Source organism: Dialister sp. (genome assembly GCF_047832375.1).
Taxonomy (GTDB): Bacteria; Bacillota; Negativicutes; order Veillonellales; family Dialisteraceae; genus Dialister.
On record NZ_CP181256.1, the window covers coordinates 735,307 to 747,544 of the forward strand.

A 12,238-nucleotide genomic window follows, 5' to 3' on the forward strand; every position below is an offset into this window, starting at 1 on the left:
TTATGGGATATACAATCGTAAGGGCGGTACTGGACTTCCTCTTCTTCGGCATATTCCGGCTCCACGTGGAGGGCCGGGAAAACGTGCCCCAGACCGGGGCCATCATCGTGGCGCCGAACCACAAAAGCGACTGGGACCCGCCCCTCATCGGCGTGGCCTTCAATACAAGAATCATCCACTACATGGCGAAGGAAGAACTTTTCAAGAACCCCTTCCTGGGCTGGCTCATCCGGCAGTTCGGCACATTCCCCGTGAAGCGGGGCACCGTGGACAGGGCCGCCATCCGCCGGGCCATCCGGGAACTGAAGGCAGGCAATCCCCTGGGCATATTCCCCGAGGGCACGAGAATCCGGAGAGATGGCCTCGGCCGCTTCCACTCCGGCATGGCCTCCCTGGCCCTCATGACCGGCACCCCGGTGGTACCGGTGGCAGTCATCGGCTCCCGCTGGCTTCCTCACAGGAAAGGACCCCTGGCGGTGCTCATCGGCAAGCCGGTGCCCGTAAAGAAACAGCGCCCCACCGATGAAAAGGTGGCTGAACTCAATGAGGTCATCAAAGGAAAAATCCAGGGCCTCATGGATGATTATATGAAGAGAGTGAAAGGCTGAAGGTCCCAAGGATCCAGGTCTCCAAGTCCACTGCCGCTTCGCGGCGGTCGTGTGGCCAGACGGTGTGCGAACGTGTGGAGGCTTCTAGCTTTTAGTTTCTAGCTGCCAGGAAAGCTGTTCCGCCTGCGGCGCTTCTTATCTGTGGCTTTCACCAGTCATTCATGCCGTAGGCTGTCGAGATTTCCGGGCAGCTAACAGCTGGCAGCCAGAAGCTTCGCCCGTTCAAACGCCGGCCCAGCCATGGGGCGCCGCGGAGCGGCAGATCTGCTCAAGGCTCAAGGCTGAAGGCTCAAAGCTCCACGGGATCGCATGCTGCACAGTCACACAAGCGCCGCAGGCGGATCCCCTCGACCTCGGTCTCAATCTCGATCTCCCCGGCCTCTCCATGAGGTCGCAGGAACTTTATTTCAAACATTCATGGCTATTGAACTTTTTTATAAAATAATTTAAACCCAGACTATACCAAAAGAAAAGACAGGAATAAATCTCAATGGAAATATACAAAGCAAAGGTCATGGGATTCTGCTACGGCGTCCGGCGGGCTATGAAAATCGCCGAGAAAGCCGCTGATTCCGGCATAAAAGCGGTCACCTACGGACCTATCATCCATAACCCCCAGGTGGTGGGGAAACTGGCAGACCGCGGCATTCCTCCGGTGGATACACTGGAAGACCTCACCGACGAAACTGTGATAATTCGCTCGCACGGAGTGGGACCTTCGTGCTATAATATGCTTAAGTGCAAAAATCTGGCCCTAATGGACGCAACCTGCCCATTCGTCAGACGCAACCAGGAGACCACAAAACGGCTGGTGGCAGACGGAAAGCAGGTTATACTCATCGGTGAAAAAAAGCATCCCGAAATGAAAAGTGTGGCTGAGTGGGCGGTGGGACATTCTTACATGGTAGAAACCATGGAAGATGTAGATGCACTTCCACCAATGCAGGAAGCCCACATTGTCATACAGACAACATTCTCGGCTGCTTTGGCTGACCGGCTGATTGCTGCAATAGGTAAGAAGGTGAAAGACCTTCACGTCAACAAATCCATTTGTGACGCCACCATGCAGCGGCAGCAGGCAGCTCGTGAGCTGGCGGATAGAGTAGATGTGATGATCGTCATCGGCGGGCGCAACAGCGCCAACACCACAAGGCTTGCAGAAATCTGCAGGGAAGAAGGAACCGTGACCCATCATATCGAAACGGCTGGGGAACTAAAACCGAGCTGGTTCCACAGTCGGGACAAGATTGGCATCACCGCCGGTGCATCCACACCGGACTGGATCATAGAGGAGGTAGTTTTTATTATGGAAAACATGAAGGAAATGCTGGATCAGGAGGAAATGAACCTGGATGTACACAAGGGCAGCGTTGTAGAAGGCAAAGTAGTAGACCTCTACGACGACAAAGCTTATATCTCTTTCGGATATAAGACCGAAGCTGTTCTTCTGGCACATGAATATTCCTATCCCGCACCGGCATCCCTGAAGGACGTGCTGAAGATTGGTGATACGCTCCGCGTCCAGATTGTAAGTGCAGTAAAAGAAGACAGCACCATTTACGTATCCAAGATTAAAGTAGACCGTCTGGCAGACTGGGATGTAGTAGAAGAAGCCTTCGAAAAAGGCGAAGCCGTTGAATGCGAAGGCATCGAAGCTATTAAAGTTGGCCTGCTGGTTCAGATTAAATCTCTCCGCGGATTCATCCCCCTGTCCCAGGGCGATCTCCGCTTTGTACACTCCCTGCAGAACCTCGTAGGCAAAACATTCAAAGCAAAGATCCTCGAAGTAGACCGCGCAAAGAACCGTCTCGTCCTCTCCCGCAAAGCTGTACTGGAAGATGAAAGAAACGCAGAAATGGACGTCATTGAAAAGGCCTATGAAAACGGCGACGTACTCAAAGGCACCGTCAAGAAGATTATGCCTTACGGCACATTCGTCGGCATCAATGGCGTAGAAGGCCTCCTCCACATTTCCGATATTTCCTGGAAGAAGATCGGCAAAGTAGAAGACGTACTGAAACCGGAACAGGAAATCGACGTAAAGATCAAATCCTTCGACCGTGAAAAACAGAGAATCTCCTTCAGCCACAAAGACTGCCTGCCCAACCCCTGGGAAACAGCCATCCATGACCACCAGGTCGACGACATTGTGGATGCCAAGGTTGTAAAGATCCTCGAATTCGGCGTCATCGTAGAACTGGACGACGGCCTCACCGGTCTCCTCCACATCAACGAAATGACTGACGACCACAACAAAAAACCGGGCGATATCTGCCAGCTGGGCGATATCCTCAAGGTTCGCATCATCAATATCGATGAAGGCCGCAGAAGAATCTCCTTCGCCCTGGAAGAAGCTCCTTCCCACGACGAAGCTCCGGCTGAAGAATAACAGCCCAAAAGAAACTGCCTCGAAAGAGGCAGTTTTTTATTGCCCCAGTTGGGGGAGTGCGTCCGAACCGGTGGAGCTTTGAGCCTTCAGCCTTGAGCAGGCCAGCCGCTTCGCGGCGGATCTCTTCCTGACCGTTAAGAAGACACTGGGATGGCGATATTCTTGCGGGATTGAGATAACCGCAGCCATGCAGGCCTAGGGATAAGGGCCGCGGCAAAGCCGCAGGATGGATTCCCGGAGCGATAAGCGGCAAAGTGTGGGCCCATCTCCAGCATGCAGACATTCAGAAAACGGGGCCTTCCCATAGCAACTCCGTTGCAGGAAGTATCTATCCACTATCCACTATCTTCTATCGTCTAACAGCCAGAATGCCAGCCATCTGTTATGCCCCATCCTCGGTAAACTGTAAGCTGACAGCTGTCAGCATCTATACAAGCTCCCGGCGCTATCTTATTTGTGCGCCGCCCAACCACTCCTCACTCCTCACTCCTCACTCCTCCCTCCTCACTAGCAGCCATCCCCAGTTCCAGTGGACTGCGGTTTACGCTTTCCACCAAACTTGACATCCCTCCCCTTCCGTCATACAATTTTAATACAGTATGAATAAAAATGGAAAAGTGTTGCTATCCCAAGGATAGCCTCCATATTTCATGAAACATGACTTAAAATAGAAAGGACAGGAACCTATGAGCAAACCTCTCGTAGCCATTGTGGGCAGGCCGAACGTTGGCAAATCTACTCTGATTAATGGGCTGGCCCAGCGCCGCGTGTCCATTGTAGAGGACATTCCCGGGGTTACCCGTGATAGAATTTACTGCGACGTGAAGTGGCTGGACAAAGAATTTACACTGATCGACACCGGAGGCATCGAATTCCGGAACGAGAAAGACCAGATCTCCAGCGGCATCCGGCAGCAGGCGGAACTGGCGGTGGAAGAAGCGGACGTCATCCTCTTTGTGGTGGACGCCCGGACCGGCATGACCGGGGACGATGAAATCATCGCCGGCCTCCTCCGGAAGACCGGAAAGCCGGTGGTGGTGGCTGTCAATAAAGTGGACAGCGAAAACCAGGAAATGGAGGTCTATGAGTTTTACTCCCTGGGCCTCGGCGACCCCATCGGTATTTCCGCCGTGAACCGCCTGGGCTTCGGGGACCTTCTGGACCGCATTACCGAAGGCTTCCCGGATATGAAGGAAGAAGAATCGGAAGACATCATCCGCACCGCCATCGTAGGCCGGCCGAATGTAGGGAAATCCACCCTCATCAATTCCCTCCTGGGCTATGAACGGTCCCTGGTGGCCGATGAAATGGGCACCACCCGGGACGCCGTGGATTCCGTGTGGACCTATAAAGGCAAGACCTTCATCCTCGTAGACACCGCAGGCATGCGGAAAAAAAGCAAAATCGACGAACCCCTGGAACGGTACAGCGTCATCCGCTCCATCCGGGCCATCGATAACTGCGACGTGGCCATCTTCGTCATCGACGCCGTGGACAAACTCACGGAACAGGACAAGAAAATCATCGGCTACATCCATGAAGCGGGGAAGGGACTCATCCTCTTCGTCAATAAATGGGATTCCGTAGAAAAAGACGAGCATACCATCAATGCCTTCGAAAAAGAAATCATGGATGGCCTGCCCTTCGCTTCCTATGCCCCCATGCTCTTCGGCTCCGCCCTCACCAAGCAGCGGATTCACAAGCTGGGCGATATGATCTACAGCGTCGCCGAACAGCAGAGCCTCCGCATTCCCACCGCCGTGCTGAACGACCTCCTGGAAGATGCGAAAATGGTGAACCCGCCGCCCGCCCATTCCGGCAGGGTAGCGAAGATCTACTACATGACCCAGGTCGGCATCCGGCCGCCAACGTTCGTCATGTTCGTGAATGATGCGAACCTCATCCATTTCTCCTACGTTCGGTTCATAGAAAACAAGCTCCGGGAATCCTTCAGCTTCCAGGGCACCCCCATCCGTATCGTGGTGCGGAGCAAGAAGGACGGAGGCGACGACTGATGATGTCCATCGTCTGGATTGTACTGGCCTACCTCATCGGCGCCATCCCCAGCGGCTACATCATAGGCCGTGTCTTCTACGGGGTGAACCTGAAAAAAGTGGGCAGCGGAAATATCGGCGCCACCAATGCCTACCGGGAACTGGGAGCAAAGGCAGGAGCCGCCGTATTCATCTGCGACTTCCTCAAAGGATTCATCGCCGTCCACCTGGGCATGCCGGACCCCACCATCGTCCTGGCCTGCGCCGTTTTTGCCATCATCGGCAACGACTGGTCCGTCTTCCTCCACTTCAAGAGCGGCAAAGGCGTGGCCTGCGGCGTCGGAGCCTTCACCTACATCTGCTTTCCTGCCGTCCTGGCAGCCTTCCTCGTATGGCTCGTCCTCTTCAAGTGGAAACACATCGTTTCCCTGGGCTCCATCCTGGCAGCGCCGGTGGTACCCATCGTCATGCTGGTGGTGGGAGAACCGATGGAATACGTGGCCTTCGGGGCCCTCGCAGCGGTGATCGTCATCGGGAAACACAAAGACAATATCAGACGGCTTCTCCGGGGAGAAGAGAAGCCCATTTCCAGGGAAAAGAGGTAATACCTTTGAAAATTGCCATGATAGGAGCCGGCGGCTGGGGAACCGCCATGATGATCGAACTCTCCGGGCGGCACGACGACCTCGTCATGTACTGCCGGAAACCGGCCACCGCCGATAAAATACGGACCACCCGGGTGAACGAAGAATACCTGCCCGGCGCCCGGATCCCCGACAAGATCCGCATTACCAGCAACCTCGAAGAAGCGGTGAGCGGGGCAGGCTGCGTCATCATCTGCACCCCCTCCCAGGTGGTCCAGGAAATGGCCGCCCGCATTGCCCCCTGGCTCACGAAAGACGCCATCGTGGTCTGCGCCTCCAAGGGCCTTGCCGATAACGAAGGCCACCGCCTTTCCGAAGGCATTACGAAAGAAATCTCCTCCATCACAAAGAACATCGTCGCCCTCTCGGGACCGAACCACGCCGAAGAAGTGGGCATCGGCCTCCCCTGTGCCACCGTGGCGGCCTCCGAAGTGCCGGAAGCGGTACAGATGGTGCAGGACCTCTACATGAGCCCCGTCTTCCGGGTCTACCGGAGTGACGACATCCGGGGCGTAGAGTACGGCGGTGCCCTGAAGAACATCATGGCCCTGGCCTGCGGCGTGCTGGACGGCATCGGCCTCGGCGACAACTGCCGGGCTGCCCTCATGACCCGGGGCCTCGTGGAAATGACCCGGTTCGGCGTCCACTTCGGTGCGAAGATGACCACCTTCTTCGGCCTCTCCGGCATGGGGGACCTGGTCTGCACCTGCACCAGCGTCCACAGCCGCAACCACCGGGCCGGCATGATGATGGCCAAAGGCATGACAGCCGACGACATCCGGAAGAGCACAAACATGGTGGTAGAAGGCATCCGCACCGCCCGTCTCGTCCACGAGATTGCCCTGAGAGAGCACATCGACATGCCCATCACCGAAGAAGTATGCCACCTCATCAAAGGGGACCACAACGCCCGGGAAGCCCTGGAAATCCTCATGACCCGGGCCAAGAAAGCGGAGTCCGAGACCTATCCCATGTAATGCTGCGGATGAAAGAATTGGTAAGAAGAGGAAGCCCTCTCCGGCGCCTCTTCTTTTTATTTCTCGTGACAGGATTTTCCACTTTCCCATCCCCTGTTTTTCCCTATTTATGCTATAATGAAATCAGGTGTGATTTCAGTCACGCCGTAAGGAGTTATCTATGAATATTATTGGTGGAAGCGCGAAAGGAACCGTCCTCCTTTCCCCAAGCGGGAAGAATACCAGGCCCACCCTGGGGCGAGTGCGGGAGAGTATCTTCAATGTACTGGCCAATGTGGGCCTCCTGGAGACGAAGGTGCTGGACATCTTCGCCGGCACCGGGGCCATGGGGCTGGAAGCCCTGTCCAGGGGAGCGGCGGAAGCCGTCTTCCTCGACAAGGCGACGGGCTCCATCATCCGGGAGAACGGCAAGCGCTGCCACATGGAAGGCAGGATGAAAATCCTGAAAGGGGATGTATCTTCGTCCCTTCGTTCTTTACAGGGACAGCAGTTCGACTATATTTTTATGGATCCTCCCTACCGAAAGGGATATATCAATGAAGTGCTTGCCATGGTCTTTTCCCTGGGTCTTCCGGCGAAGGAAGCGGTGATCATCGCAGAGCACTCTGTGTCAGAGTCTCCGGATTTATCTCGTTTCCGGGAGCAGTGCACACTGTGGAAAGAGAAAAAACTGGGAGCCATTGTAGTCAGCTACCTGCTCTGCAGGTAAACAGGAGTGTATGGAATGAAATTAGCAATCTGTCCGGGAAGCTTTGACCCGGTCACCTATGGTCATCTGGATATTATCAAAAGAAGTGCCTGCCTGGTGGATAAGCTCATTGTGGCGGCTTTCCTGAATCCCACGAAACATTACATGTTTTCCACGGAGGAACGGTTGGCCATGCTGAAGGAAGCGACGAAGGACATTCCCAATGTGGAAGTAGACGCCTTCGATGGCCTCATCAATGAATATGCAGCGAAGAAACACTGCCACCTCCTGATCCGCGGACTGCGGGCTTTCAGTGACTTTGAATATGAATTCCAGCGGGCATTGATGCTGAAGAAGATCGATCCCACCCTGGAAACCGCATTCTTTATGACGGACGGCCGCTATTCTTATCTTTCTTCTACCGGCGTCCGGGAACTGGCCCATTTCAATGGGGATGTGACCCAGATGGTGCCGCCTTTTGTACAGGAAATGATCGAGAAGAAGATAAAATCTATGGAGAAATGAGGCTTCTGTTATGGATACGAGAAAACTTCTGGAAGAATTGGAAAATGTGATTAATAATGCCAGCGAGGTTCCTTTCACCAATAAGAAAATGGTGGACAAGGATGAAGTGGAACGGCTCATCGATGCCATCAACCAGTCCCTGCCGAACGAGCTGGAAAGCGCACGGCGCATTGTAGCCGACAAGGAACGGATCATGCTGGACGCCGAAAAAAAGGCGGAAGACACCGTGGCCCAGGCGAAGGACTACATCGCCCGGATTACCGAAGAGAGCGAACTGGTGAAGCAGGCCCAGGAACGGGCGAATGAGATCATTTCCTCTGCCAACAAGTCCGCCGATGAACTGCGGACCAGCTCTGTCACCTACGCTACGGACGTGCTGAAGTACGTGGAGACGAACATGGAAAACGTGCTGGACAGCCTGAAAAAGAACCGCCAGAGCCTCATCGACTCCAACTCCGCCGCTGCCCGCCAGCAGCAGGAACAGGAACAGCAGCAGGCCCAGGATAACAGCAAGAAATAAAAGGGGCTTTTTCAAAGAAAAGCCGTAAGCCCTTTCTTCTATCGCTTGAACAACAGGGGGACAGGCCTATGGAACCGGATGGAAACAGGAGGAGAGTGAAGCTTCTCTGCCTTTGCATCGCATTCCTTCTTTTAGGTTTGTCTCTTTTTGTATTGGATCCCTTTTCCCTCCGCCGGGAAGAAGTGCCGCCGGCGCCTGTAGAAACAGCGAAAACCGGGGAAGAGGGGACAGGGAAGATCCTGGTCTACGTGGTGGGAGCCGTGAAAAATCCGGGGGTCTACGAGATCCCGGAGGGCAGCCATTTCTACGACGCCGTCAAGGCAGCGGGGGATGTACTGCCCTATGCGGACATGAATGCGGTGAATATGGCGGAGCCGGTGACGGAGAGCATGAAAATCTATATTCCCCTGGACCCGTACCAGAAGGACCCTGGCGCCAGAGGCCTTGTCAATATCAATACCGCCGGCCAGAAAGAGCTGGAAACCCTGCCGGGGGTAGGCAAGATGACTGCAGAAAAGATTATCACCTACCGGGAAGAACATGGACAGTTCAACCGGTTGGAAGACCTGAAGCACGTTCCTTCCATCAGCGATGGAAAGTATAAGAAACTGGCGGATAAGATCACATTATGAATACCCGTACCCCTTTAATCCGGAGTGCCCTGTGCCTGGCGCTGGGAATCATCCTTTATGATGGGATGTCTTCCTTTTGGATGCACCGGCTGTGGCTCATCCCGGTGGTGGGGGTATTTTCCTTCCTTCCCCTTTTCTGGAAGAAAGGACGGAAGGAACTTGTCCTTCTGGGGGCAGTCCTGTTTCTTGTAGCCTGCGGCATGGGGCGGATGGCCCTGTCCGACGAAGCCTGGAGCCGGCAGTCCTCCTGGGCTGTGGGAAGCACCGGCCTTTGGACGGGAATCGTGAGGGAATCTCCCTCGGTGAACCGGGAGGGGGAACCCTATGCCCGGTATCCGGTGGAGCTGGAAACCATCCGCTATGAGGATGGAGACGAAAAGAACATAGCCGGCACGGCCTATATCTATGAAACCAATCCGAAGCAGCTCTACCGGCCGGGAGACCGGATTTCGGTTTCCGGGAAAATGACGGCAGTCCGCATTTATAAAAATCCCGGGAAGATCGATCTGGAAGGTCGGTACCGTAGCCAGCGGCTCCTGGGACGGATTTATCCGGAGAAGGGGGAGACACTCCGCTTTTCCGGGGACAGCGGCGAATTCCGCATCCAGCGTTGGGCGGAGGATACGAGAAATCGGATTTCCCATGCCTTTGCTCCCTATATGGATCCGGTGCGGCTTCATATATTGGGAACGCTCCTCTTCGGTGGAAATTATAACGATATACCGGCGCAGATCATGAATTCATTTTCCGCAACCGGCATTGTCCACATCCTGTCGGTGTCCGGTTCCCATGTGGCTCTTCTTTTCGGATTTCTCTATTTTCTGGGGAAATGGATACATCTGCCGGAAAGGGTGGTCATTTCTTTGGCTATCCTCCTGGTTCTTTTCTATTCCTTCCTGTCGGGACTGGTGCCTCCGGTCATCCGGGCGGCGGCCATGGGGATCCTGTCGGTGGGAGGGGTGTTTCTGGACCGGGAGAAATCGTCATTGAACCTTTTGGGGGCCGCGGTGACGGGAATGCTGCTCTGGGATCCCTTTTATCTCTATGACGTGAGCTTCCAGCTTTCCGTAGGTGCTTCGGCGGGAATCCTCATTTTTTACCGGCCATTATCCCGATTTTTCAGCCGCTTTTCCCACCTGCCCCATTGGATTGGCGAGGGTATCGCCCTTTCCACGGCGGCCCAGGTGCTGACGATTCCCCTGGTACTTTACGACTTCCACAGTTTCCCCTTCTATTTCATCCCGGCCAACCTGTTCGTGACGCCGGTGCTGGAATGGGTGATTATTGCAGGCCTTCTTGCGGCGGTGGTGTCATTTATTTTCCTGCCCCTGGCCGGCGGGATCCTGCAGCTGGCGGATTACCTCCTCTGGTTTTCCATCCGCCTGAACCTCACCCTGTCGTCCCGGCCCGGCGCCTCTTTGCGGACCGGAGCTATGACAGTCATGGAAATCCTTCTTTATTACAGCACCGTAGGGATCCTGTATTTCAAAAAATATCTCTTTCAGCGGCCCCGGCGGCTTATGGCGGCGGGAGGCTGCTGGTGTCTTCTGGCCCTGGGGTGCTTTACGCTGTTCCTGCTGGCCCCAAAGGCCCGTCTCTATGCCCCGGAACTGGGGCCGGACCAGGGGACCGTCCTTCTTTCCGGCGGCCATCGGATTCTGTATTACCGGGGCGGCAGCATTCCTTCCCATACATCCAATTGGGAATGGAACTCCTTCCTTGGTTACGTGGGCCTTACGGAGGCAGACCTGCTGCTGCTGAACCTGGAAGAAGTAAAAGAGCCGATTCCCCTGTCCCTGTCCATCCCGGTCCGGGAAATCTGGGTGGCTGGGGGCCCGGTGGAGAAAAAGGCACCCCAGGTGCTGAAGGATTTCAAGGGGACACTGCGGAATGTAAAGGCCGCCCGGCTTACCATGGGAAACATGGCGGCCATCACCAATGGCAGCAGCTTTCTCCTCACCGAACGGGACCGGGCGGTCTACTTCTCCGGCCGGAAGGGACTCTCCCTTTCCTCTTTCCCGGAACACACCCTGTGGGTGGCGGGAAACAGGAAAAACAGCGCAGGCATCCCGGTGGAAGAAATCCGGCGGGTCCGGGGAGAAGCCATTATTTATGGAGGCAGCCGGCTGGCCTCCTCTTGGGAAGACATGGATTTGATTGAGTCGGAACATTACCCTGCAGCCAATGTGTATGAAAAGGGCATGCAGGCCGCTTCGTTTCGGAAAGATTGGACACTGGAAGGACATGGTCTATGGTATCGGGAAAGGTAAAGAAGAATAACTGCTGTTTCCTCTATGGCGATGACAGCGTTTCCGCCAATATACGAAAGGATGGGATCATCCGGGCCTATTTCCGGGGAAGGAGTCCCGACATCACCCAGTTCGATGGCAATGGAAGCTATGAGGAGTACCGGAATGCCCTGGAGGGGCAGTCCCTCTTCAGCACGGACACGGCGGTGATCATCAAGAATCCCCCCATGCTGAAACGGCCGTCCCACTCGGAGAAGGAAGAGAAGAAGCAGGTCGAATTCCTGCAGCTCCTCGCGGACCTTCCTCCGGAGACCCTCCTCATCATCCTCTTCGAAGGGAAGCCGGACAAGCGGACGAAATTCGTGAAGAACCTGCTCTCTCTCTGCTACAGCGAGGAAATGAGCCTCCTGAATCCCCGGGACGCGGCGGGCACCATGATCCGCATGCTGGCGGACGCGGGAAAGCGGGTGGACTACGGGGCCAGGGAGTACCTGGAGACCGTCCTTTCCTCATGGAACGAAATTTCCGCCCCCCTTCTGCAGACGGAATGTGATAAAATTGTGCTGATGTGCGGCAGCCGGGACACGGTGACCCAGAAGCTTCTGGAAATCGCCCTGCCCGACTATATGAACCAGGGTATCTTCAAATTCACCGACGCCCTGCTGGACAGGAAGGCGGATGTGGTCCTTGCCAGTGCGGACCGGGTATTCACCGATATTCCCACCACCATTAAGAACCTCGGTTTCCTGTCGTCGAAATTCAGGAAAATCAAGATTCTCCACGAAATGGAACGGAACCGGATCCCCGAGAAGGAGATCCAGAAGGTCCTCGCCGTCCGGTCCTCCTGGATGTGGCGGAATATGAAGAACGAAGCCCGGAAGGTGAGCGAAGGGGAAGCGGAATGGTTCCTCCTCGAAATCTTCAGGTACCAGATGAAAACCCGGCAGGGAGCGTCAGAAATGGAACTGAAGGACCTGCTTTTGAAATATTGTATGAAACGAAGGTAACGGAT

11 protein-coding genes are annotated in these 12,238 nt (G+C 55.1%); all 11 read left to right on the forward strand.

Going from position 1 to position 12,238, the window contains the following annotated elements; translation table 11 throughout:
• Positions 1 to 2: 2 nt before the first annotated feature.
• The 11 genes from ACFWUL_RS03105 to holA all read left to right on the forward strand — a co-directional run bounded on the left by ACFWUL_RS03105 (position 3) and on the right by holA (position 12,233).
• Positions 3 to 608 carry a lysophospholipid acyltransferase family protein gene (locus ACFWUL_RS03105; protein ID WP_416177770.1) on the forward strand — a complete coding sequence of 202 codons (606 nt, stop codon included), beginning with the start codon at positions 3 to 5 and terminating at the stop codon, positions 606 to 608.
• Between the two features lie 490 nt (positions 609 to 1,098).
• On the forward strand, positions 1,099 to 2,997 hold the full coding sequence (locus ACFWUL_RS03110) for a bifunctional 4-hydroxy-3-methylbut-2-enyl diphosphate reductase/30S ribosomal protein S1 (protein WP_416177771.1): 1,899 nt from the start codon (positions 1,099 to 1,101) through the stop codon (positions 2,995 to 2,997).
• Positions 2,998 to 3,683: 686 nt separating this feature from the next.
• The gene (der, locus tag ACFWUL_RS03115) at positions 3,684 to 5,012 is read left to right on the forward strand and encodes a ribosome biogenesis GTPase Der (RefSeq protein ID WP_416177772.1); all 1,329 of its coding nucleotides are present in this window, start codon (positions 3,684 to 3,686) and stop codon (positions 5,010 to 5,012) included.
• Entirely contained in the window at positions 5,012 to 5,596 is a 585-nt protein-coding gene (plsY, locus tag ACFWUL_RS03120) for a glycerol-3-phosphate 1-O-acyltransferase PlsY (protein ID WP_297019532.1), read from the forward strand. The genes der and plsY overlap by 1 nt, the downstream gene beginning before the upstream one ends.
• 5 nt (positions 5,597 to 5,601) lie before the next feature.
• Positions 5,602 to 6,612 (forward strand): NAD(P)H-dependent glycerol-3-phosphate dehydrogenase, encoded by a 1,011-nt coding sequence (locus ACFWUL_RS03125; protein ID WP_416177773.1) that lies wholly within the window; start codon positions 5,602 to 5,604, stop codon positions 6,610 to 6,612.
• A 160-nt stretch (positions 6,613 to 6,772) separates the two neighbouring features.
• Positions 6,773 to 7,321 (forward strand): 16S rRNA (guanine(966)-N(2))-methyltransferase RsmD, encoded by a 549-nt coding sequence (gene rsmD / locus ACFWUL_RS03130; RefSeq protein WP_416177774.1) that lies wholly within the window; start codon positions 6,773 to 6,775, stop codon positions 7,319 to 7,321.
• Positions 7,322 to 7,336: 15 nt separating this feature from the next.
• Entirely contained in the window at positions 7,337 to 7,825 is a 489-nt protein-coding gene (coaD, locus tag ACFWUL_RS03135; RefSeq protein WP_416177775.1) for a pantetheine-phosphate adenylyltransferase, read from the forward strand.
• 10 nt (positions 7,826 to 7,835) lie between these two features.
• On the forward strand, positions 7,836 to 8,345 hold the full coding sequence (locus tag ACFWUL_RS03140) for an ATPase (RefSeq protein ID WP_416177776.1): 510 nt from the start codon (positions 7,836 to 7,838) through the stop codon (positions 8,343 to 8,345).
• Between the two features lie 68 nt (positions 8,346 to 8,413).
• Positions 8,414 to 8,977, forward strand: a complete 564-nt coding sequence (locus ACFWUL_RS03145; protein ID WP_416177777.1) for a helix-hairpin-helix domain-containing protein — start codon at positions 8,414 to 8,416, stop codon at positions 8,975 to 8,977.
• Positions 8,974 to 11,247: a ComEC/Rec2 family competence protein gene (locus tag ACFWUL_RS03150; RefSeq protein WP_416177778.1), complete on the forward strand. Its 2,274-nt coding sequence runs from the start codon at positions 8,974 to 8,976 to the stop codon at positions 11,245 to 11,247. The genes ACFWUL_RS03145 and ACFWUL_RS03150 overlap by 4 nt, the downstream gene beginning before the upstream one ends.
• On the forward strand, positions 11,229 to 12,233 hold the full coding sequence (gene holA, locus ACFWUL_RS03155; protein WP_416177779.1) for a DNA polymerase III subunit delta: 1,005 nt from the start codon (positions 11,229 to 11,231) through the stop codon (positions 12,231 to 12,233). The genes ACFWUL_RS03150 and holA overlap by 19 nt, the downstream gene beginning before the upstream one ends.
• Positions 12,234 to 12,238 lie beyond the last annotated feature (5 nt).